20 protein-coding genes and 1 other RNA gene are annotated in these 22,323 nt (G+C 42.3%); 13 read left to right on the top strand and 8 right to left on the bottom strand.

The features are described 5' to 3' along the window. Positions 1-84 precede the first annotated feature (84 nt). The 3 genes from CQ839_RS23360 to CQ839_RS23350 form a co-directional block, all read right to left on the bottom strand. Positions 85-597: a photosystem I assembly protein Ycf3 gene (locus CQ839_RS23360; RefSeq protein ID WP_103670702.1), complete on the bottom strand. Its 513-nt coding sequence runs from the start codon at positions 595-597 to the stop codon at positions 85-87. A 90-nt stretch (positions 598-687) separates the two neighbouring features. Further along, entirely contained in the window at positions 688-1,470 is a 783-nt protein-coding gene (locus CQ839_RS23355) for an ABC transporter permease (protein WP_103670701.1), read from the bottom strand. A 78-nt stretch (positions 1,471-1,548) separates the two neighbouring features. Next, a complete protein-coding gene (locus CQ839_RS23350) occupies positions 1,549-1,833 on the bottom strand; it encodes an RNA-binding protein (RefSeq protein WP_094528637.1) in 285 nt (94 codons plus the stop codon). 487 nt (positions 1,834-2,320) lie between these two features. Between CQ839_RS23350 and secD (CQ839_RS23345) the strand changes: the two genes are divergently transcribed. The 4 genes from secD (CQ839_RS23345) (at position 2,321) to CQ839_RS23330 (ending at position 6,553) form a co-directional block, all read left to right on the top strand. Further along, complete coding sequence (gene secD / locus CQ839_RS23345; RefSeq protein WP_103670700.1) at positions 2,321-3,175, top strand: preprotein translocase subunit SecD; 855 nt, start codon at positions 2,321-2,323, stop codon at positions 3,173-3,175. 426 nt (positions 3,176-3,601) lie between these two features. Beyond that, on the top strand, positions 3,602-5,098 hold the full coding sequence (gene secD / locus CQ839_RS23340) for a protein translocase subunit SecD (RefSeq protein ID WP_103670699.1): 1,497 nt from the start codon (positions 3,602-3,604) through the stop codon (positions 5,096-5,098). Further along, on the top strand, positions 5,095-6,057 hold the full coding sequence (gene secF, locus CQ839_RS23335; protein WP_103670698.1) for a protein translocase subunit SecF: 963 nt from the start codon (positions 5,095-5,097) through the stop codon (positions 6,055-6,057). Before secD (CQ839_RS23340) ends, secF begins: the two co-directional genes overlap by 4 nt. Before the next feature lie 70 nt (positions 6,058-6,127). Beyond that, complete coding sequence (locus tag CQ839_RS23330) at positions 6,128-6,553, top strand: hypothetical protein (protein WP_103670697.1); 426 nt, start codon at positions 6,128-6,130, stop codon at positions 6,551-6,553. A gap of 69 nt (positions 6,554-6,622) precedes the next feature. Here the strand turns inward: CQ839_RS23330 and CQ839_RS23325 are convergent, their stop codons facing one another. After that, a complete protein-coding gene (locus CQ839_RS23325) occupies positions 6,623-9,010 on the bottom strand; it encodes a PP2C family protein-serine/threonine phosphatase (protein ID WP_103670711.1) in 2,388 nt (795 codons plus the stop codon). Between the two features lie 747 nt (positions 9,011-9,757). Here CQ839_RS23325 and CQ839_RS23320 point away from each other — a divergent pair. From CQ839_RS23320 to ald, 6 genes are all read left to right on the top strand, one after another. Further along, on the top strand, positions 9,758-9,979 hold the full coding sequence (locus CQ839_RS23320) for a hypothetical protein (protein ID WP_181016316.1): 222 nt from the start codon (positions 9,758-9,760) through the stop codon (positions 9,977-9,979). A gap of 239 nt (positions 9,980-10,218) precedes the next feature. Further along, positions 10,219-10,315, top strand: an RNA gene (gene ffs, locus CQ839_RS23315) — signal recognition particle sRNA small type. 34 nt (positions 10,316-10,349) lie between these two features. Then, positions 10,350-11,549: an argininosuccinate synthase gene (locus CQ839_RS23310; protein WP_103670695.1), complete on the top strand. Its 1,200-nt coding sequence runs from the start codon at positions 10,350-10,352 to the stop codon at positions 11,547-11,549. Positions 11,550-11,678: 129 nt separating this feature from the next. Continuing rightward, complete coding sequence (locus CQ839_RS23305) at positions 11,679-12,107, top strand: PH domain-containing protein (protein WP_103670694.1); 429 nt, start codon at positions 11,679-11,681, stop codon at positions 12,105-12,107. A gap of 113 nt (positions 12,108-12,220) precedes the next feature. Continuing rightward, positions 12,221-12,856, top strand: coding sequence for an LON peptidase substrate-binding domain-containing protein (locus CQ839_RS23300; protein ID WP_103670693.1), 636 nt, complete (start codon positions 12,221-12,223; stop codon positions 12,854-12,856). A gap of 77 nt (positions 12,857-12,933) precedes the next feature. Next, positions 12,934-14,025 (top strand): alanine dehydrogenase, encoded by a 1,092-nt coding sequence (gene ald, locus CQ839_RS23295; RefSeq protein ID WP_103670692.1) that lies wholly within the window; start codon positions 12,934-12,936, stop codon positions 14,023-14,025. A gap of 35 nt (positions 14,026-14,060) precedes the next feature. Here the strand turns inward: ald and CQ839_RS23290 are convergent, their stop codons facing one another. The 4 genes from CQ839_RS23290 to CQ839_RS23275 all read right to left on the bottom strand — a co-directional run bounded on the left by CQ839_RS23290 (position 14,061) and on the right by CQ839_RS23275 (position 19,818). Then, on the bottom strand, positions 14,061-14,909 hold the full coding sequence (locus CQ839_RS23290; RefSeq protein WP_103670691.1) for an energy-coupling factor transporter transmembrane protein EcfT: 849 nt from the start codon (positions 14,907-14,909) through the stop codon (positions 14,061-14,063). A gap of 3 nt (positions 14,910-14,912) precedes the next feature. Beyond that, positions 14,913-16,634, bottom strand: coding sequence for an energy-coupling factor transporter ATPase (locus tag CQ839_RS23285; RefSeq protein WP_103670710.1), 1,722 nt, complete (start codon positions 16,632-16,634; stop codon positions 14,913-14,915). A gap of 120 nt (positions 16,635-16,754) precedes the next feature. Next, the gene (locus tag CQ839_RS23280) at positions 16,755-18,395 is read right to left on the bottom strand and encodes an acetolactate synthase large subunit (RefSeq protein ID WP_103670690.1); all 1,641 of its coding nucleotides are present in this window, start codon (positions 18,393-18,395) and stop codon (positions 16,755-16,757) included. A 58-nt stretch (positions 18,396-18,453) separates the two neighbouring features. After that, positions 18,454-19,818 carry an NAD-dependent succinate-semialdehyde dehydrogenase gene (locus tag CQ839_RS23275; RefSeq protein WP_103670689.1) on the bottom strand — a complete coding sequence of 455 codons (1,365 nt, stop codon included), beginning with the start codon at positions 19,816-19,818 and terminating at the stop codon, positions 18,454-18,456. A gap of 471 nt (positions 19,819-20,289) precedes the next feature. Between CQ839_RS23275 and CQ839_RS23270 the strand changes: the two genes are divergently transcribed. From CQ839_RS23270 to CQ839_RS23260, 3 genes are all read left to right on the top strand, one after another. Then, entirely contained in the window at positions 20,290-20,805 is a 516-nt protein-coding gene (locus tag CQ839_RS23270; protein ID WP_103670688.1) for a heavy metal-responsive transcriptional regulator, read from the top strand. A 201-nt stretch (positions 20,806-21,006) separates the two neighbouring features. Next, the gene (locus CQ839_RS23265; RefSeq protein WP_103670687.1) at positions 21,007-21,867 is read left to right on the top strand and encodes a fatty acid desaturase; all 861 of its coding nucleotides are present in this window, start codon (positions 21,007-21,009) and stop codon (positions 21,865-21,867) included. Between the two features lie 241 nt (positions 21,868-22,108). Next, positions 22,109-22,246: a PII-interacting protein PipX family protein gene (locus tag CQ839_RS23260; RefSeq protein ID WP_146048795.1), complete on the top strand. Its 138-nt coding sequence runs from the start codon at positions 22,109-22,111 to the stop codon at positions 22,244-22,246. The last annotated feature ends 77 nt before the right edge of the window (positions 22,247-22,323 follow it).

Genomic DNA, 22,323 nt, shown 5'->3' with positions numbered 1-22,323 from the left:
TTTAAAATTAAGAGGGATTAAGCGCCTTGATTAAAGATTGGGGAAAAGAACTATGCAAATCTTATGCGAATTTTAAAAAACAGTCTAAAAGAATAAATTAATGTCGGCTCTACCAGTAGTTTTTAGCCAGTTTTGGGCTTCGATGTAGTTGTTAGGCGCAAGGCGAATCGCCCTCACCCAATGGTCGGCTGCAATGTTGAAATATTTTTCAGATTGTTCTTCATCCTGAGCATTTTCGCCTTTATGGTGATAAATCACCGCCACGTTATTGAGAGCTTGTGGCATCCGAGGATTAAGATCGATCGCCTGTTCATAAAACTCTAGCGCTTTATCATGATCACCGTTGCTGGCATGAATTAAGCCCATGTTGTAATACACATAGCTGCGATCGTAGGAATTTTCCTCAAGCTTAAGAGCTTCTTCGTAGTTAGCTAATGCTTCGGCATACTCGCCATCACCTTGCGCAGACATGCCATCTCGATAGTAAGCAAAGGCTTCTTTTTCTTTCTGACTGGCAGGAAAGAGTTTTAAAATCGTGTCGGCAATAACGGTAAAGGTTTGATCGACGAAGTTGTCATTACGTTGCGATCTAGGCATAGTTCTTTATAAATTTGCAGTCAGTTGTTAATTAGCATATCAAAATTAAAACCAATAAAGTTAAGACACCCGCGAAGCGGGTGTCTTAACTTAGCTAGATGCACTTGTGTAAAACTTCAATGCAAATCGCCAAAATTGATTTGAAACATAAAGTAATCCGATCGCTAAAAACATCGAACCGAGGATCCATATAGCTTCACCTCGCCCCAGAAGCGTTTCGGCTGGGATCGTTGTCAAAAATGCGATCGGGACAATGAAGGTAAAAAAGAAACGATAAGAGGCGGGATAGGCTGCCATCGGATAGCGACCTGCCTCCATTAGGCCGCGTAAAACTTCGGTAACGTTATAAATTTTTACAAACCAGATACTAGTTGCTCCGAGCATGAACCAAATGCTGTAAAGACTAATGCAGCCAAAAGTCAGGGGGATTAAGCCCAAAAAATAATTGCTCAAACTTAATCCCAGTTTGTTGCCCGCATAGACCAGAATGCCGACTCCAAAAATTAAATTAGGAAATCCCCAAGGTGAGATCGCTCTTGCCGATAGCCAAAACTGGCTACTTATTGGTTTTAAAAGCACAAAATCTAATGTCCCTTTTTGGACATGATCTACGATTTTGCTTAAGTTTGGTGCGAGAAAGGTGCTAGAGAAGCCTTCAAGGATTGTGAATATTCCAAGCACAACGATCGCTTCTTCCCATTTCCAACCTGCGAAAGAGTAACCAGTGCGATAAAACAAAAATAGTCCGAACAAACTTCCTGCCAAATTGCCAATACTGCTTAGGGCTGCGATCGCAAAGTTAATCCGATATTCGAGTTCAGCAGCGATCGCGGTTGACCAGAAAAGTTTTAAGGCTTGTATATATCTACTCATATTGACTTGCTCACTACAAATTGCGAAGAACAGCCTAGCCATTCTTCGCAATTAGTGATTTCTGCAATTAATATAGGCTTAGGCGTAGCCACGACCCCTAGGGCGATCGTTACTACGTTCAGCACGAGGCTTAGCCTTATTAACGCGAAGGGTTCGTCCCATCCATTCAGCTTCGTTCAGCGCCGCGATCGCCGCTTCTTCTTGAGCATCGTCCTCCATATCCACGAAGGCGAAACCCCGAACCCGACCTGTTTCTTGGTCGGTGGGCAATTGCACACGCTTTACAGTGCCGTAGTCTGAAAAGACGCTTGTTAAGTCGTCTTTAGCAGCTTGATAAGACAAATTTCCAACGTAAATAGTCACAGTCAGTTCGCTCCAAAAAAGAGATCGATATAATAATTTAGCCAGTCTTCGGAAAAGACTCGCTCGATCCGAGATCTCACAAATCCAACCTAAATTTCAGCTTTGATATAGTTTACCGTTTACCCGCAACAATTTGCGTAGGCTGTATTACAAAGCTTTGTGCAACTAATGGTAAAGAGATTCCTAAGCTTTAAAAAGCTCTACAAATTCCTTACTAAAAGCGTTACCTCTGATGATTTACGATTGCTTGTAGCAAAAGATTTCAAGATGTATCTCAAAATTTCCGTCCAAAGACATAGGCTAAATCAATTAGACAATCCTCAATTTAGAGGCTAAATTGCCAAGCTACTTAACAAAAAACAAGAAATTTTAATAGTTGAGCATCGCCTCTTAATCTTTTTGATTTTGATCTGTCATATCCTAATTAGCAAAAGCTATAGAGCTCCGTTTTGAATCACCTTGACGTTGAATACAATTTTCAAAAAATATGAGCAATCGAAATCATTTACTTGCTTTTGTATTGACAGCTAGCTTAGGAGCTTGTATCTCCCCATCAGCAAGTCAGCCATCAAAACCGAGCTTAACCCAGCAAAATGCTGTACAGATTACATTGCAAGCAAAAATTCCCAAACAAGGTATTAAAGCAATTACGCCGCAAATGATGGAAAGAGCCAAACTCGTTTTGGAAAATCGCATTAATGGTTTAGGAATTTCTGGAGCATCTGTTGAGATTGTTGGTAGTAATCAGTTGGTGGTGAAATTACCAAGTGTAAAAGATCCTACTCAAGCTAAGCGGGTGATTGGGACAGATGGTCAGCTTGATTTTTGCAAACAGAAAAAAGGGACAGAAAATGAGTTAACGGCAAGATTGCAGATGCGGCAGGAAGTTAGGGCTCAGCGCGAAGTTCTCAAAAATTCTGGCGATCAAAAGGCGATCGCGGCAAATGAGGCAGCTTATAAAAAGAGTGTTCAAGCTCTTAAGGACATCTTTGAAAGCCCAGTCTTAAGTGGCGATATGATCAAAGATGCCCATGCTGATCCGCTATTCAAAGGTTCTAGTACTTGGAAAATTGCAATGACGTTTGATGATAAAGGTGCCGTTTTGTTTGCCAAGACCACGGGCGAAATTGCGGGAACAGGTTTGGCTATAGGCATTTTTCTGGATGGTGAATTAATTAGCGCTCCCATAGTTGGGCCTGAATTTCAAGGTAAAGGCATTACAGGTGGTCGCGCTGTTATTGCGGGGCAATTTACTAAGGATTTGGCGACTGAACTTGCTTTACAGTTGCGATCGGGTACATTGCCTGTCTCTTTGGAAGTTGTCAAAACTCAATCCTTTTAAGTATCTGTGCAGAATAAATTACCCAAGCCTTTGAGGTTGCGCCCCACAGGGGCGCAACCTCAAAGGCTTGGGTTTGTAATTAACTATGCTCATCTACTTTAGGGACTTACACAAAATAACCGCTCCCCAAAATATGGCGGCGGGCTAGGCCCGCTGCCATATTTTGGGGTTTTATCAGGAATATCAAATTGCTAATAAAAGCATTGCTAAGTTGGGTTTGTATAGCTGTAGCCAGAAAATTTATAGCTGTCAAAATGATTTGCGGCGCTTCGCGCCGCAAATCATTTTGACAGCTATATAACCAATTCAGGGCTGCTATTCGTGGGGTATGATGACAGATGTCTCAAAATATCCTCTGTTTAATCTGGCTCTAAGTAAAGCTCAAATGGCTATACAGAAAAGCTATACAAAAAGCTCCAAAAAAATATGGGTAAACAAAGCCGCCTGCTTGCCTTTGTACTGGCAATTTTAATCGGGGCTGTGTATCTAATCGTAAGTCATCCTCCTAAATTAGGGCTGGATCTTCGAGGTGGCGCACAGCTTACACTCCAAGCAAAAATCAATCCTGAACAAGGTATTAATGAAATTACGCCACGCATCATGGAAACTGCAAAGTTTGTGGTGGAACAGCGCATTAATGGCTTAGGAGTCTCTGAAGCAACGATTTTGCTGGCTGGGAATGATCAACTAATCGTGCAGTTACCAGGAGTAAATGATCCTGCTCAAGCTGAGCGCGTAATTGGTACAACTGCCCAGCTTGATTTTCGTAAGCAAAAGAAAGGTACGGAAAGTGAGCTAGGGGCGAGATTGCAAGTCCAGAGGGCGGCGGCAATTCAGCGTGAAATCCTGAAAAATTCTACCGATCAAAAGGCGATCGCGGAAAGTGAAGCCGCTTATAAGAAAAGTATTGAAGATTTAAAAGGGATTTTTGAGCGCACAGGCTTAACAGGCAATATGCTCAAAGATGCAGTTGCTTCACCAACGGGCAATGGTCCCGATTCTTGGCAAGTTGCCTTAACTTTTGATGATAAAGGTGGTGATCTATTTGCTAAAACCACTGGCGAAATCGGTGGAACTGGTCGCTCTTTAGGAATTTTTCTAGACGATAAATTAATTAGCTCTCCATCAGTAGGCCCCGAATTTCAAGGTAAGGGCATTACTGGCAGTCGAGCAGTTATTACAGGAAACTTCAACTTAGATACAGCCACCGAATTAGCTTTGCAACTACGTGCAGGTGCATTGCCAGTACCAGTGGAAATTGTTGAAAATCGCACTGTCGGAGCAACTCTTGGCGCAGATAGTATCCTTAGTAGTATTTATGCTGGAGTTGCGGGATTACTACTAATACTAATTTTCATGGTGCTGTATTACCGTATTTTGGGAGCTGTTGCGGATATTGCACTGATCACCTATGCGGTTATTACTTTTTCGCTGTTTGGCTTATTGGGCGTGGTGCTGACTTTGCCAGGGATTGCAGGATTTATCCTCAGTATCGGTATGGCAGTAGATGCGAACGTATTAATTTTTGAACGCACTAAAGAAGAATTAAAAGCGGGACGCACACTTTATAAATCAGTTGAAGCAGGTTTTTATCGAGCTTGGTCAAGTATTCTCGATAGTAATGTGACGACATTGATTGCTTGTGCCGCACTATTTTGGCTTGGTTCAGGATTTGTAAAAGGCTTTGCAGTTACTCTTGGGGTCGGGGTTCTGACCAGTATGTTTACAGCAATCACCCTGAGCCGATCGCTAATGTTAGCGATGATTAGCAATCCGATCTTCCGCAAGCCTGAATACTATGGCATGAAGGCTTTTGGCAAAATCTCATCGACAACGATCGATGTAGATGCAAACACTGAAGATGAATCTAGCGATAGTAAAAACGACAATAAAAAAGACAATACAAGTGGTGCAGTGTTATGAGATTAGATGTAATCAAAAATGCTCGGCTTTACATCACGATTTCGACAGCGGTAATTTTGGCTGGGATCGTGGCAATGGTGTTGTCTTTTCAGCAGTTAGGTTCGCCATTGCGATTGGGAATCGACTTTACGGGTGGCTCTAGTGTCACATTGGGCTTGGCTTGCAATGCTGGTAATTGCGGCAAACCGATTGATATAAGTGCCGTCAGGCAAGCGATTGAAAACAAAGGTTTTACCAACAGCGTCATTCAATTAGTAGAGGGCAAAGATCTCAAGGGTGTATCAGTGCGGACAGCTCATCTCTCAACTGATGAACGCGAAAAATTAAAATCAGCACTCACAGAGTCTTTGAAGCAATATGGTGAAGTTGATCCTAAAAAGTCGCAAATAGATGAAGTTGGTCCCGCGATCGGTCAGCAAGCGCTCAGAAATGGTTTACTTGCTCTTGCTTTGTCTTTTTCAGGCATTGGTATTTATTTAGCATTTCGGTTTCAGCTAGATTATGCAACCTTTGCGATTATTGCGCTGTTTCACGACATGTTAGTAACTGTGGGGGCATTTTCCATCCTTGGATTAACAATGGGTGTGGAGATCGACAGTTTGTTTATCGTGTCGATGCTGACAATCTGCGGCTTCTCGGTGAATGATACGGTGGTCATTTACGATCGCATTCGTGAAAATGTAAAGCTTGATGCAGGTGCTTCTAACTTTAATCAGTTAGTTAATGCTTCTGTCAATCAAACTCTGGGGCGATCGATTAACACATCGCTAACCGCAACTCTTCCTCTTGTGGCTATTTTCTTGTTTGGCGGTGCAACCCTGAGATTCTTCTCTCTTGCTCTGATTATTGGATTCCTTTCTGGGGCTTATTCCAGTATCTTCAATGCCAGCATTTTACTGGCATGGTGGCGCAGTCGTCAGAATCCTAAAATTAGTCAACCGACCCTAGAGGCAAATTAATTAAAGAAAAGCTCCCAACGGGAGCTTTTCTTTAATTAAAAAATTTTCACATCAAGGATTGTGCTGAGTTATGAATGATGAAGACATCAATATTGTTCCTGATGCGTCTGCTGAGCAAATATCCGATCAACTTCTAGAGCGTCAAGTCCAGCGTTTGATCGAAGTGCAAACCTATCTGCGATGGATATTTGATGGGTTTCTGTGGCTAACTATTGGAACTGCGAGTATTTGGGCTTTGCGATCAGACATTGAGCTATGGATTGCCGCTTTTACATGGGCAGGAGTACGTATAACCTTAGCTTATAATCGTCTGCCAATGATGGGCTTGGGGATATGTATCGCAATGACTCTAGCGACTTTAGTTTGGCAGAGTTCGATTATTTTGTGGGGAGTTAATCAACGAGAGAAGCGATCGCTGATTGATCAAGTAAAAAGGATAAAGGATAAAGGAAAAAGTCATCCATTATGGCGATGGGTCTGTGAAGAGAAAGTATAATTCTTAGTGCTTTTTGCCCCAAAAGATGAATGACAGTGCGTCGCGCTGTCATTCATCTTTTGAGCTTTTTTATTTTTGTTTGAGGACTAATAAAGTAATGTCGTCATAAATCTTCTGAGTACCAATATGCGATCGCAGATCGGCAATAACTGCTTGACGAATAGCGATCGCTGGGTCATCGACATGTTGACAGATGACTTCGCATAGACGATCCAATCCATAAAGCTGTCTTTCTTCATTCTCTGCTTCAGTAATACCGTCGGTATATAGCACTACGACATCACCTTCCTGAAGGTCAATATGCTTTTGGGAGAGAAAATCAAAAATCTCTTCCTCTAATCCAATCGGAAATCCCAAGTCAATAGTGTCAAATCTTTCTAGCATTCCATTCTTACGCACAACAATCATTTCTTCATGCTGACCACTCAAGATCAATTTCCCATGCTCATAGTCAATCAACGATAGAGTTAAATTTTTGTCAGATGACATTCTCTGAACATTGCCATAAATTGTGCGATTGAGGATATCTAAAAAACGGACAGGATCGTTCTCTTCACTTTGCAGTAAGGTTCGTACCGCAGTCTGTACCATGATCATTAACATGCCACTTTCTAGTCCATGTCCTGTGACATCGCCAATACCAATTTTAATTCGCCCGTTTTGTTGCAGCACATCATAATAATCACCCCCGACTTCATCAGCAGGCTCCATAAATCCTGCGATATCTAATCCTGCGATCAATGCTAGTTCTTTATCTTTAGGCAAAATCATTTGCTGGAGTTTGCGCGTTACATCTAGTTCGCTACTCATCCTTAGATTTTCTAATTTGAGAAGATCGTTTAAAGCCAGAATTTGTTTGTTAGCTTTCTCCAGTGCAATTTCTGCAATCTTTCGCTGACTAATATCTTCAACAGTTCCCTCGTAATAAAGGATTTTGCCATTTTTATCTCGTAATGCTCGGACATTCTCGCTAATCCAGATTGTCGTGCGATCTCTTTTATATACCTGTGACTCAAAATTGGTAATCGTATCATTAGCCTCCATTAGAGACTGAAATTGCTGACGACGATCACGATCAACATATAGATCTCTCTGGATATCAACAATTTCTTCAAGCATTTGCTCTACTGACTCATAGCCATAAATTCGAGCTAGCGCTGGATTAACACTTAGATATTTGCCTTCAACAGTTGTTTGGAAAATCCCATCTACAGAATTCTCAAATATGCTCCGATATTTTGCTTCGGACTCTCGCAGTGCGATCGCGACACTGTTAAATGATCGGACAACCATCGATAGCTCATCTTTACTATCAAGATTAATTGATATTGCTCCGCCTATTGTCATTTGTTTAGAAGCTATATCTAACTGATTTACAGTTCTCATGACCGACAAATAAAAGCCAATAAACAAATAGAGAATTGCTCCGAAAATCACTGCCACAAAAATCAAGATAAACTGCTTTCGCTGAGTAAATCCTTGGATTCGATAGATCAATAGCTCATCAAGGCGATCGGTAATTTGCTGTGAGAGCGTAAAACTATGTTTAAGAGAACTCCCTATTGCTTGTCGATAAAAGCCATCAGCTAAAGAGAACTTATTGTCTTTACCGACCATTTGATTTGTATTGGCGATTACCTCACTTAAATTAGCAGCAAAAATGCGAAGCGTACTGCTCAGAGAATTACGTAAATTGCCTCGAGGATTATTTCTAAAGGCGCGTTCCAAATTTGACGTTAAATCGTTATTATATTCTTCCAACAAACTAAGCAAAGAAATAAGCTGTTCTTTTTTTGAGTTGGTAATTTCTTTGTCAAGTACAATTTCCCTAGAGGTCTGCATCATCTTATTTAAAATTTTTTGCATCTCTGGGAGCTTAACGGCACTCGCATCCATTAGGTAATAGGTATCTAAATCTGGATCGAGAATTAAATTCGAGTAATCAACTACGTGAACTCGGAAGTGATTAATTTTTTCGATTAATAAATTATGGTTACGAAAGCCTATAAACCCTGTCATCTCCCGTAAGTCTTGCCATGAAAGCTGAAGATCTTTGAGTTTCTCGCCTGTTTGAATAGTCACACCTAGTCGTTTATCAACATTTGATAAGCTTGCGAATTCGTTATCAATTAGACTTTGTAGATCATCCAATTCTCTCGTCTGCAATTGGAGTACTTCCGATTGAGCTGTCAGGTTAATGCTTTGCAGGCTCTTGTAAAATTGGTTCTGCAAAATTAATTGTCTTTGTGGAATGTATTGCCATAGTTGACTGATCGGGCGCAGATAGGCATTCCCGTAAATTTCCTTTTGGGTAAACTCAATGCGACTATCAAGTTCTGACAACAGCAGATTCATCACCAATGCCAATGGCAACACAAAGAGCAAACTGATCAGAAAAAACTTTTGGGGGTATTTCAGCCGATTCATAAGGGCGATCGCTGGTTTAAATAGAAGCATATTTTGCCTTAGAGTCAAGATGGGCATCACTTTGCCTTGCTAATCGACTAAGATTCTTTGTCATATTATAGAGATCGCCAAGTTCGGTAAGCATTTTTAAACTTGGACGTTAAGCACAGTCATAACGCATTAAACCTATTAGGGCATTCTCTTGATGGATTGTATGTCCTCACTACTCATTTTCTCATTCTATAGCCGTTACCAGTCTGGATTGGTACAGCCCCTCGGATGAGGTGTGTGCGATTTCTTATTTCCACTAGCAGTTTTCTATCAAGCGAACCAATAAATTTTTGAAAGTGTTGCTTTGCAACACTTTCAAAAATTTATTGGTTCGGGTTTGAGTGCATAGTGTCTTGAGTTTCGATTTGTGCTAATACCAATTCACAAAAGTGTGACGACACTTTTGTGAATTGAAAACTAAACCCAATAAGGGTTTTAAAAGCACAAACTGACCTAGCAAGTTTGTGCTTTGGTATGAAGACAAATGCCTGTAGCTATAAAACTGGCTCGACTGAGATCTAGATCACAAATAATTAGGGAACTTATCACAAAGTAGGCGGTCATAATAAATTAAATCTAGGTTAAGATTAGGTTAATAAAACCAATTACGTCCAATACTCATACCCATAGTCATCGAAATATGTTTCTAACGAAGGCTCTGCGTTCTGCATATCGCCACCACGGAGCCTTTCAGGATCTTAAGACTATCTAGAGTCACTCTCAGTTGTAATCTACAGAGGGAAGATTATGTCCGCAACCACCAAATGTCTGTTTCCCCAGTCTCGTTATTACGGCACATTTACGCCAGAAAACTTGATGTTTAATGCCAATTTACAAGAGTTTTCCCACCGTGTCAGCATCATTTGTAGTCTAGAGACTGGTGGCAAAATTTCATCTCAAGAAGCGTATTTGCAAATCGAAGAGCTATGGCAGCAGCTTGAGCAATCTAAACGTAATCTCTTTACATGAAAGAAAAAGCGGAGCAAAGCGCCGCTTTTTCTTTTCAGTGCGATCTTTATAACCGATAAGTACCTCTAAAGATAATATTAAAAACCCAGAGCCAAAAAGTGTAACGCCCGCTGTGCGGGCGTTACACTTTTTGGCTCTGGGTTTTATATTTAATTGCGATTAGCTGTTTATGTGTGGATTTCCCAACAATTTATTTAACTATTGATGTAATTTTCCCGCTTAGTGCTAATCTTATGAGTGGCTCGGATCTACGCGATCGCAACGCCCGAATCGTGTCAGGGTCGGAAGACAGCAGCACTAAGGGATGCTTGAGATAGGCGTAGTACCCGGGCTACTTTTTTAGGTTTAGCAATGGGTTCAGGAGAGATTCATGGGTCGGGCGAAAAAAGTCGTACTTGCATATTCAGGCGGCGTTGATACATCTGTTTGCATTCCTTATCTCAAGCAAGAATGGGGTGTTGAAGAAGTCATTACCCTTGCAGCAGACCTAGGACAAGGCGATGAGTTAGATCCCATCAAGCAAAAAGCTCTAGATTCAGGAGCATCTGTCTCTCTGGTTAGAGATGTAACTAAAGAATTTGTCACAGACTATGCGTTTCCAGCGATTAAAGCCAATGCGCTTTATGAAAATCGCTATCCATTAACCACAGCTCTAGCACGTCCCCTCATTGCCAAGATTTTGGTGGAAGCGGCGGAAGAATATGGTGCTGATGCCGTTGCTCATGGATGCACTGGTAAAGGCAATGACCAAGTAAGGTTTGATGTGTCGATCGCTGCACTTAATCCTGACATTAAAGTTTTGGCTCCAGCCCGTGAATGGGGCATGAGTCGTGAAGAGACGATCGCCTATGGTGAAAGATTTGGGATTGCTTCACCAGTGAAGAAATCTTCACCATTCAGTATCGATCGCAACTTGCTGGGTCGCAGCATCGAAGCAGGTCCCCTCGAAAATGCTTGGAATGAGCCACCAGAAGAAATTTATGCGATGACCAAGGCAATCGCTGATACCCCTGACGAACCAACTTACGCTGAAATTGGTTTCGAGAAAGGTATTCCTGTTGCGATTGATGGCAAAGCTCTTGAGCCTGTTGAATTGATTACGGCTCTAAATGCGATCGCTGGTAACAATGGCGTTGGACGCATCGACATGGTGGAAAACCGCTTAGTGGGGATCAAGTCTCGTGAAATCTACGAAGCTCCTGCAATGTTGGTACTGATCCATGCTCACCGCGATCTTGAAAGCCTTGCTTTGCCTTCTGACTTGGCGCAATACAAGCGTGGTCTTGAAGATACCTATGGCAAAATGATTTATAACGGGCTTTGGTACAGTCCCCTCAAAACTGCCCTCGATGCTTTTATCGATAGCAGCCAAGAGCGCGTATCAGGTACTGTCCGTATCAAGTTCCATAAAGGTAACGCAATTATCGTTGGTCGTCAGTCAGTCAACTCCCTTTATGACGAGGACTTGGCAACTTATACTAGTGCTGATCAGTTCGATCATAAGGCTGCTGAAGGCTTTATCTATGTTTGGGGTATGCCTATTCGTGTATGGGCTCAGAAAAACAGATAACTGTAAAACGAGCGCTTAGCGATCATTTTACAGTTAAAAATCTTAAAGAGGAGTCAACGCTTAGCGTTGACTCCTCTTTGATTACTGGTGCAAATCGCTGTAAGATGACTCAAAATAGTAATTTTTTCTATGACAAAAGTACCTCTACCCGATGAGCGAATTCTCTTTAAAGGTCATCCTGCGGTTATTGGTAGCGTGACAAGGTTGCTGATTTCGATCTTTACATTAGGTATCGGTGCAATCTGGTATTGGTTGCAGTCAATCAACACGCAATATCTGATTACTTCACAACGAATTGTTATAGAGAGAGGTGTTTTCTCGAAAGATATTGAAACTCTAGAAATTTATCAAGTTGATGATATCCAGTTAGAGAAACCCCTAAATCAGCGCATTATGGGCACTGGAAATATGCTGTTGCTTACCCGTGATATCTCTGCTCCTAAAATATTATTAGAGCGCTTACCAATCGACGTGAGAGAGCTATACGAGCAGATGCGTCCATGCGTCCAGCAGGCAAGATTTCGCTTTCATGTCCATGATGAAGAAAACCCTAGATAACTTTTTTGAAATTTTCTGCGCCATTGGCGCGGAAAATTTCCTGATATGGCGATCGCTATAGAACTCAAGCTAAACTAGTTAGAACGTCTTAACTAGTGCCAAGTTTAGCAACAATGACTTCATCATCGATTTCTGTTCGCGAATTGCCCCTGTTCCCTCTGCCTGAGTTGGTACTATTTCCGGGGCAGTCGCTACCGCTTCATATTTTTGAGTATCGCTATCGCATGATGATCAATACTGTGCTGGAAAGCGATCGCATGTTTGGAGTAGTAATGTGGGATTCAGAGACAGGTAAACCTGCAAACATCGGCTGCGTTGCTCAAATCGTGCAGTATCATCGTTTGCCTGATGATCGCTTTAAACTTTTGACAATGGGACAACAGCGCTTTCGAGTGTTGGAATATGTGCGCGAAACTCCCTATCGAGTGGGTTTAGTCGAGTGGATTGAAGACGAACCTAGTAGCGACGCACCATTTTTATTAGCCACAGAAGTACGTGAGTTGCTTAATGACGTAATCCGTCTATCACAAAAGCTCACCGATCAAGAAATAGAGTTACCGAAGATTCCTCGTGGTCCAATCGAATTATCCTATTGGGTCGCCAGCAACTTTCAGGGTGCAAGTTTAGAACAGCAATCATTACTGGAAACTCTTGATACAGCGGGTCGGTTGCGGCGAGAGGCGGAAATTTTATCTTCAACTAGAAGTCAATTAGCTGCCCGTACAGTTTTGAAAGATACTTTTAAGTAAAATCAAATAAATTTTATGTTGAAAGTGCTGCGAAGCAGCACTTTCAACATAGTCTTAAATTTTCAGGAGCAATAACCGTGAAGATCGGCGTACCGAGCGAAATTAAAGATCGTGAATTTCGGGTGGGAATGACTCCTGCGGGTGTGGTGACATTAACAGCGCGATCGCATCAAGTTTTTGTAGAGACAAATGCAGGAGTTGGCTCTGGCTTTAGCGATCAGGAGTATATCCAAGCTGGGGCAAAAATTGTCGCAACGCCACAGGAAGTTTACGCTCAAGAAATGGTGGTTAAGGTTAAGGAGCCTCTGCCTAGTGAATATGACTTGCTCCATCCAGACTTAATTCTCTTTACCTATCTCCATCTCGCCGCAGATCGCCAATTAACGGTCGCTTTAATCAAGTCGGGCGCAACTTGTATCGCCTATGAAACGGTGCAATTAGATAATGGTCAATTGCCTTTACTAGTGCCGATGAGCATTATCGCGGGGCGCTTATCTGTGCAATTTGGAGCGCATTATTTGACCAAGCAACAGGGTGGTAGTGGTGTGTTACTAGGCGGTATTCCTGGGGTGAGATCAGGACATGTGGTGGTGCTAGGTGGTGGCGTAGTTGGTACTGAAGCCGCGAGAATGGCGATCGGTTTGGGCGCAAGGGTGACAATTTTAGATGTCAATCTTAATCGTCTGGGAGAATTAGAATCTCTGTTTGGTTCGCGGGTTCAGTTGCTGTATAGCACAGCCAGCAATATTTCCGAGGCAGTGATGTCTGCGGATCTGGTCATTGGTGCAGTGTTAATCACTGGCAAACGCGCACCGACATTGGTAAAACGTGAACTTGTCCAAAAAATGCGATCGCATTCTGTAATTGTCGATGTTGCTGTGGATCAAGGTGGCTGTATCGAGACGGTGCATCCTACTTCCCACACTTCCCCTGTGTATGAGGAAGAGGGAGTTTTACATTACGGTGTGCCAAATATGCCAGGGGCTGTACCTTGGACGGCGACTCAAGCTTTGGTTAATGCGACGCTTCCTTATACTTGTGCGTTAGCGGATTTTGGTCTAGACGCGATTAAGCGCGATCGCGCTTTGGCAAAGGGCGTAAATATCCAGAATGGAAATATTGTTTATGCTGCGGTTGCCGAAGCATTTCCTGATTTGCCAAAAGCCTAGATCCTAAAGCCTAAAAGCGATGCAAAACGTCGCTTTTAGGTATAGAGCAACCAAGCAAATTTGCCAATTCCCCAGCCAAAATATAAGGCGATCGCAATTACAAATAATAAACTTGAACCAATCATTAAAAGGTAATCAGGAGTTGTTAACGCCGACTCATGTAAATAAGTACGATTAGAACTACCTGAAAACCCTTTTGATTGCAAAACTATTTCTAATTTTTGTGATTTCGAGAGTGAATTGAGAATTAAAGGTACGGCAACCTTGGCATAAACCCTTGCTTTTTTTAGCCATCCCATTTTCTCAAAATTTAAGCCGCGTAAGCGCTGTGACTCAATGATTGATTGAACTTCCTCTAGTAAAAGTGGCACAAATCGCAAGGTTGATGAAAAGATAAACACCACTTTATAAGGAATTTTGGCGCGTACCATACCTACCGTCATTTGATTTACATCCGTTGTAAAAATTGCCAATGGAATGATCAAAATCATTGTCAGAGTCTTAAAGACAATATTTAATCCATAGAGAGTTCCTTCTAAACTCATTTTTGCATTTCCTACTAACCACCATGTTTGTGGCAAGCTCAAGAGGGTTGTGAGTTCTGTTTTATGCGTCAGTAATTTAACTTGCTCCACATTAAAAAATCCCATACTCAAAATCAGAAAGATGTAAAAAGGAATCATTACTTTTAAAATAGTTCCTAAATAATTGAGTCTGACTCCAGCGAGAACGCAGGACGCAATCACACTCAGCATCAAAAGCCCGCCCGCGATCGGGCTTTCCCATAGGAAAGCAAGAATTGTGACCGCAAGCATCACCACCAACTTAGAGCGAAAATCTAAGCGCTTAAATAGAGAGTCATACTTAACTGTTTGTAATTTCATAATCTAAATTTGTGATGGACTAAAACAACTAGCAAATTCTGTGGGGGTAATCAAAGAATAGTCGCGATCGCATATTTCACTAAGCTTTTGCGATAGCTCCACCGATTGCGGCGGCGTGAGGTAGGTGGACTCTAGCAAATCAGTTTGATGATAGGCTTGGCGTAAGGGTGCATCCAGCAAAATCGTACCTTTGCCCATAACGATCGCGCGATCGGCATAGTCTGGCATCAGGTACAAATGATGGGTAATTACAATCACGGTTTTTCCCATTCGGTGTAGCTGACGACTGACTTCTAAAATCGAAGAAGCTCCTTGATAGTCTTGTCCTGTAGTCGGTTCATCGAAAATGATGATCTCAGGATTCATGGCTAATAGCGCCGCAATAACGATGCGACCACGTTCTCCCTTTGGTAAAGATAATGGATGAGCATGGCGCTGCTCCCATAGCTGCATGGCTTTAAGACTGCGCTCGGTTTCTTTCTTGACGATATCGGGCGCATAACCAAGGAAAGGCAAAGCAAAAGCAACTTCTTTCTCAACGGAAGTATTAAAGATTTGGTTGTCAGGATTTTGGGCGAGATAGCCAATGGATTGAGCAAGATCGCTAACGGATAGATCTTTGGTATCGCGATCTCGAACCAATACTTTCCCTGATGTGGGTTTTAGCAAATTCAGGAAATGCTTAACAAGGGTACTTTTTCCAGCACCATTCTGTCCGACAATTAGCACATATTCGCCTTCATGGATATCTAGCGAGATGTTTTTGAGTGCTTCAGTGCCGTCATCGTAGGTATGTTTTAGGTTTTGGACTGAGAGAACGGGCGGTTTATTGCTCCGAATGGGAGTGGTAAATATGGGCGGCTCTATTGGTTGAATTTGCGATTGCAGTTCACTTAAGGCTTTAATTCCAGCCTCCAAGGTAACAGGAATCTTGGGGATATTAATTCCCTTTTGCTGGATTTGGCTAAAAGCTTGAGCGACTTCAGGAGGACGCAGTTTGTTGTGTTGTAGCAGATCTACCTGCGAGTAAATTTCTTCTGGAGTGCCAACTGCGATTAATTTCCCCTGCGAGAGCAAGGCAATGCGATCGCAAAATTCTGCCATTTCTTCGGCAGCATGGGAAACCATCACGATCGCTACGCCCAGTTCTTCTTTCAATTCCCTGACTGTAGCAAAGACTTCTTGAGAACCAATGGGATCGAGTTGTGAGGTCGGTTCATCGAGTATTAGTAAATCTGGTTGTAGAGCAAGCGCAGCTGCGATCGCTAAGCGTTGTTTTTGTCCTCCCGACATCTCTTGTGGATTCTTTTTCTCAAATCCTTCGAGCCGTACTGATTTTAAAACAATGGGAATCCGCCGCAAAATTTCTTCGAGGGGAACGCAGAGATTTTCGAGTGCAAAGGCGATTTCGTTTTCGACAGAGGTTGCGGTAATCTGGATCTCAGGATCTTCAAAAACAATTCCCACATGACGTGCTAATTCGCTAACGGGATGTTCGAGGGTATCTAAACCCGCGATCGCAATTTTGCCAAAAAAACGTCCACCATAAAACTGGGGAACGATGCCCGTAAGTGCCAGACATAGTGTAGTTTTCCCCGCTCCTGTCGCGCCAATTATGCCTAAAAATTCTCCTTTCTTAATCGTTAGCGATATATCTTTTAATACTGTGTCCTTAGCGTTGGGATATATATATGAAACCTTCTCTAAAACTGCGATCGCCTTGATCTCATTCATGATTTTGACTGAAAATCTATTTTTGTATTAAAGTTCAAAATGGCGCAGAACTTTTAACCCCAGACGTTGAACTGCCTGTGCAGCGGGCGATTCAGTGTCTGGGGTAGCTGCTTATAACGGGCAAGATAACTCACCGACTTTGCGAGAAAAAAGCATGTTTTCACGGTAATCAACAGGGCAATCGATAACGGCTGGAACATCTTGCTCTAGAGCTTCCTTAAGAATAGGGATTAAATCCATTGCCGAAGTAACACGATAGCCTTTAAGACCCATACTTTCGGCAAGTTTTACAAAATCAGGGTTACCAAATTTGATAAAAGCCGATCGACCGTAATGGATTTGTTGCTTCCATTCAATCAGTCCAAAACCGCCATCATTAAAGATCAGCGTCACAAAGGGCGTACCGATGCGAGTGGCAGTTTCCAGCTCCTGCATATTCATCATAAAGCCGCCATCACCTGTGACAGCGACAATCTTGCGCTCAGGATTGACTAGCTTTGCGGCGATCGCACCTGGGATAGCGATCCCCATCGCTGCAAAACCATTGGAAATAATGCAAGTGTTAGGGCGATCGCAATGGTAATGCCGTGCCATCCACATTTTATGCGCTCCCACATCAGATATCACGATGTCTTCGGCTGCCATGACTTGGCGCAGATCATAGATGATCTTTTGTGGCTTAATCGGAAACCCATCATCATGGGCGTACTGCTCATAGGTTGCCAGAATCTCTGGACGCAAGGCGATCGCGTGAGGATCTTGCCTTCCTGTGCGATCGCAACGGTGCATAATCTCCATTAATGAATCAGAAATATCTCCCACAATTTCTACCTGTGGCATATAGCTGCTATCAACTTCCGCCGTCAACTCTGCAATGTGAATAATCGGAATTGTGCCTTTGGGATTCCATTTCTTCGGTGAGTATTCGATTAAGTCATAGCCAACGGCTATTACCAAATCCGTTTCATCAAAAGCACAATTAATCACATCTCTTTGCTGTAGACCAATTGACCAGAGCGCCAGAGGATGGCGATAGGGAATGACACCCTTACCCATAAAGGTATTTGCCACAGGAATATTTAAGCGAGTTGCAAAGTCGGTCAAAGCTTGACTAGCTTGGGAACGAATCGCACCATTTCCCACCAAAATCAAAGGGTTTTTTGCTTGAGCAATCAACAGAGCTGCTTCCGATAGGCTGCGATAGGATGCATACATCGAATTGCGATCGCCTTTAATCAATAAGGGCTGACCCGTCACTTCCATATCGGCAATATTTTCGGGTAAATCAATATGCACTGCTCCTGGTTTCTCAGATTTAGCCAGTTTAAAGGCTTTACGAACAATTTCAGGTGTGATACTAGGGCGGACAATTTGTGCATTCCATTTAGTTACAGGCTCAAACATGGCAACCAGATCGAGGTATTGATGGGAATTAGTATGCATACGGTCTGTTCCCACTTGCCCTGTGATCGCGATTAATGGCGCACAATCTAAATTGGCATCAGCAACTCCCGTCATCAAATTGGTGGCTCCGGGCCCTAGAGTCGATAGACATACTCCTGGTTTGCCAGTCAGTCTTCCATAGACATCTGCCATAAAGGCTGCACCCTGCTCATGGCGAGTAGTGATGAATTTAATCGATGAGTTTTCAAGGGCATTAAGAACTGCCATATTCTCTTCCCCAGGAAGTCCAAAGATATATTCCACGCCCTCATTTTCCAAACATTTGACTAATAATTCTGCGGTGTTCATAGCTTCCTCACAAATTAAGTTTGGAGTTGCACGCAAAGCGTGTGAATCCAAACAGGGTTTATTTAATCCAAATAGTTTTAATATTCACAAATTCGCGAATACCTTCTAGCCCTAGCTCACGACCAAAACCCGATCGCTTGATGCCCCCAAAAGGAACACGCGGATCGGACTTGACCATACTATTAACAAAGACTGCACCCGCCTCGATTTGTTCGATCGCAGTCTCTATTTCCTGATGGTCATTACTCCAAAAGCTTGCCCCTAAACCAAAGCTAGTGCTATTAGCAAGGGCGATCGCCTCATCAATATTTTTCACCCGAAACACGGACGCGACAGGACCAAAAAATTCTTCTTGATAGGGCGGCGCACCCAAGGGAATATTGGTCAAAATTGTCGGCGCGTAGAAATTACCTTTCTCTTTCAGGCGATAACCACCAACTAACACCTTTGCACCTAAATCCACAGTGGCTTTCACCTGCAAATCTAGTTCATTTAAAATTTGTGGTGTAGCAAGTGGCCCCACGTCAGTTTCAGGTTGCATTGGATCGCCTACTTTTAGAGCTTTGAATTTCTCCACAAATTTAGCAATAAATTGATCGGCGATCGCTTCTTCGACAATAAATCGTTTCGCAGCAATACAGGTCTGTCCATTGTTCATTACCCGTGCTATTACTGCGGTGCTTACCGCCAAATCCAAATCTGCACTTTTCAGAACAATAAACGGATCGCTTCCCCCTAGTTCCAAAACAACCTTTTTGAGATGATGCCCTGCGATCGCAGCTAGACTTTGTCCCGCAGGTTCACTGCCAGTTAATGTGGCTGCTTTGACGCGACTATCCGCTACTAAATTTGCCACGCGATCTGCCCCAATCAGCAAAGTTTGAAATGCTCCTTCAGGCACACCTGCCGCGTGGAAGATTTCCGCGATCGCTAAGGCACATTGCGGCACATTAGAAGCATGTTTGAGCAGTCCTACATTTCCTGCCATCAAGCAAGGCACAGCAAAGCGAAATACTTGCCAAAAGGGAAAGTTCCAAGGCATCACCGCCAAAATAATTCCCATAGGTTGATATCGAATTAGGGTGCGACTAGCATCGGTTTGCGCGATTGTGTCCGCTAAAAATTGGGACGCATGTTCGGCATAAAAACGACAGAGATTAGCGCATTTTTCGATTTCCGCGATCGCACTTTTCAGTGTTTTCCCCATTTCGATGGTCATGATAATCCCGAATTCTGTTTTTTTCGCCTCCAGAATATCGGCAGCTTGGTTCATCCATTGGGCGCGATCGCAAAAACTACTATGTTTATAGGTAGCAAAGGCGCGATCAGCAAGTGCCAATTTATGATCAAGTTCTTGATCCGTCAAAGGCTCGAAAGTCTTTAATACTTCTCCCGTTACAGGATTGATTGATGCGATCGCCATGATCTTTTCTCCATTCCTGAGAAGGCTAGAACGAGTTTAGACTTGCCATAGGTAAGCAAAACTCGCTATACAAAATGTTTGTATGCATAAGATCTTAAGTCTTGCGATCATCAAATATATCGATAATTCAACTAAATTTACGATTGCTCACGATTACCGTTGAAATAATGACAAATTGCAGATCGAAAGGTTTAGAAAATCTCATCAACAGCGATCGCAATTCAAAGTGGAATCAGAAATCATTTAATAAGGGTTGTGCGATTTAATAAAGCACCAAATATAAAACCAGAATTGGTAGGGCGGCGAAGCCGCCCCACCAATTCTGGGAAATCTGGATTGGGACTTTATTTTTTCGCAAGTCCCTAACGAGAAATCTCTTTGCAAAACAGAAATTTTACCGAGTCTCTTGACCTTATACCATAGTATAAGGTCTAAGCTGTAGTTGTTGGATGTCAAAAAGCAAGGATAGCAATGCTGCAAGTTGGTGAAGTCTCTCGCAAATTAGGGCTAAATCCTCAAACGCTTTATTTCTATGAGCGAATTGGGTTAATTCCCTCACCCCATAGAACTGAAGCAGGTTATCGCCTGTTTAGCCAAGAGGATATAGATCGATTAGCGTTTATCACCCATACCAAGGCGATGGGTTTGAGTTTAGATGACATCAGAGAAATTTTGGCAGCTAAAGATGGAAAATCACATACTTGTCAAGCCGTACATGATTGTCTTCTCAAAAAAGCAAAATCCATTGAAGAGACTATTCAGCAACTGCAAATATTGCTTGATGAGCTTCGTCCGTTGATTAGTCATTGTGAGAGCAATATTGAATGCAAAGATTGCACTGGACAAGAACAACCTTGTTCTGTTCTAGAAGATCCTCGCTATGAGTTTCATCAAGCTTGTAGTACTTGGCAAGGATCTGCACAAGGATCTTCAGCCACACAAAATATCTCAAATGTAGATAGAGAAAAATCTTCCAATACTCTCTAAATAGTATCTCTTTTCAAATCTTGGTAGCACAGGATCTAGAGGTGAGGATATACGGCGTGAAGCGCCGTATATCCTCACCTCTAGACACAATATTTGGTCAGTTTTCTGGTGGATTTAGTTTCTTGTTGCGAGGTGCGAATAGCCAAGTTTCAGGAATAAGAGGCTCATTTTCCAATCTTTAGAATTATTAGTTTACAAACCATGACAAGATTATTTTCAGAGCATTTCCCTGCGTCTTCTGCCCCTACTCCTGAACCGCTAAAGCTTAGTTGGGTATCAATAGGTTTTTTTGCCATCGTTCATGGATTAGCACTATTAGCACCTTGGTTTTTTTCATGGACAGCTTTAGGAACCATGATTTTATTGCATTGGTTTTTAGGAAGTATTGGTATCTGTCTGGGATATCACCGATTATTGAGCCATCGCAGCTTTCAAGTTCCTAAATGGCTGGAATATGCGATCGCTTTAGTTGGTGCAACGGCTTTGCAAGGGGGACCAATCTTTTGGATCGCAGGTCATCGCTTGCACCATGCTCATACTGAAGATATGGAGAAAGATCCTTACTCCGCACGTAGAGGATTTTGGTGGAGTCATATGCTGTGGATGATCTATCCTAAAGAAGAGTTTTTTAATCCGAATCTATATCGTAAATATGCCCCTGAAATGGCTCGCGCCCCCTTCTATTTATGGCTAGACAAGTATTATTTACTATTGCAAATTCCTTTAGGCATTGTGCTGTATCTTCTCGGTGGTTGGTCGTTTATTATCTGGGGAATGTGTTTGCGATCTGTATTGCTGTGGCATAGCACTTGGTTTATCAACTCAGTTACACATATGTGGGGATATAGAACCTTTGAGACCAATGATAATTCACGAAATCTCTGGTGGGCTGCGATCGTTACCTATGGCGAAGGATGGCATAACAATCACCATGCTTATCCCCATGTGGCAAAGGCAGGTTGGCGTTGGTGGGAAGTTGATGTTACTTGGTGGGCAATCCAAGTGCTCCGAAGCTTAGGATTAGCAACTAAGGTAATCATGCCTCCTGCGATCAAAAATTAAAAAAGGTTGATACGCTTTGCGTATCAACCTTTCTTATTGAGTTAGGACTTACGCATCTGCCCTGCAATAAATTGCGGGCTAAAAGCTTAAACCTGTTGAAACAGGTTGGTTTGAGGCTTTCTTTAGTCAGTTTTAACTGACTTGAGCTTTGAGCCAAGAACTTTAGTTCTTGGTTGATTTGCGTAAGTCCTATGAGTAAGAAACTGACAGATTGAATTCACTAAATTATCCAATTTACAAAATGACCGAACACTATTTAAATCATCCTAATTTTGGTTTAATATCCTGCTTGTGTAGGGTCGATGAGTTCCATGATTTGTTTACTACGCTCTTCTCTCAAAGATTATTTTTATTGACTACTATTAGTCCTAAGGAATGAAAAATAAATAACTTGTGCAAATTAGGATAAGCTCAGACAAAGAGAAAAAAGGAATAATTTTGGGTTATTACAGCGAA

This window comes from Pseudanabaena sp. BC1403 (assembly GCF_002914585.1).
Lineage (GTDB): Bacteria > Cyanobacteriota > Cyanobacteriia > Pseudanabaenales > Pseudanabaenaceae > Pseudanabaena.
This window is presented reverse-complemented; position numbering and strand designations above follow the sequence as displayed.

Coding starts and splice junctions, on each gene's coding strand:
- CQ839_RS23360 (WP_103670702.1), bottom strand. CDS start 597: ATGCCTAGATCGCAACGTAATGACAACTTCGTCGATCAAACCTTTACC.
- CQ839_RS23355 (WP_103670701.1), bottom strand. CDS start 1,470: ATGAGTAGATATATACAAGCCTTAAAACTTTTCTGGTCAACCGCGATC.
- secD (WP_103670700.1), top strand. CDS start 2,321: ATGAGCAATCGAAATCATTTACTTGCTTTTGTATTGACAGCTAGCTTA.
- secD (WP_103670699.1), top strand. CDS start 3,602: ATGGGTAAACAAAGCCGCCTGCTTGCCTTTGTACTGGCAATTTTAATC.
- secF (WP_103670698.1), top strand. CDS start 5,095: ATGAGATTAGATGTAATCAAAAATGCTCGGCTTTACATCACGATTTCG.
- CQ839_RS23330 (WP_103670697.1), top strand. CDS start 6,128: ATGAATGATGAAGACATCAATATTGTTCCTGATGCGTCTGCTGAGCAA.
- CQ839_RS23325 (WP_103670711.1), bottom strand. CDS start 9,010: ATGCTTCTATTTAAACCAGCGATCGCCCTTATGAATCGGCTGAAATAC.
- CQ839_RS23320 (WP_181016316.1), top strand. CDS start 9,758: ATGTCCGCAACCACCAAATGTCTGTTTCCCCAGTCTCGTTATTACGGC.
- CQ839_RS23310 (WP_103670695.1), top strand. CDS start 10,350: ATGGGTCGGGCGAAAAAAGTCGTACTTGCATATTCAGGCGGCGTTGAT.
- CQ839_RS23305 (WP_103670694.1), top strand. CDS start 11,679: ATGACAAAAGTACCTCTACCCGATGAGCGAATTCTCTTTAAAGGTCAT.
- CQ839_RS23300 (WP_103670693.1), top strand. CDS start 12,221: ATGACTTCATCATCGATTTCTGTTCGCGAATTGCCCCTGTTCCCTCTG.
- CQ839_RS23290 (WP_103670691.1), bottom strand. CDS start 14,909: ATGAAATTACAAACAGTTAAGTATGACTCTCTATTTAAGCGCTTAGAT.
- CQ839_RS23280 (WP_103670690.1), bottom strand. CDS start 18,395: ATGAACACCGCAGAATTATTAGTCAAATGTTTGGAAAATGAGGGCGTG.
- CQ839_RS23275 (WP_103670689.1), bottom strand. CDS start 19,818: ATGGCGATCGCATCAATCAATCCTGTAACGGGAGAAGTATTAAAGACT.
- CQ839_RS23270 (WP_103670688.1), top strand. CDS start 20,290: ATGCTGCAAGTTGGTGAAGTCTCTCGCAAATTAGGGCTAAATCCTCAA.
- CQ839_RS23265 (WP_103670687.1), top strand. CDS start 21,007: ATGACAAGATTATTTTCAGAGCATTTCCCTGCGTCTTCTGCCCCTACT.
- CQ839_RS23260 (WP_146048795.1), top strand. CDS start 22,109: ATGACCGAACACTATTTAAATCATCCTAATTTTGGTTTAATATCCTGC.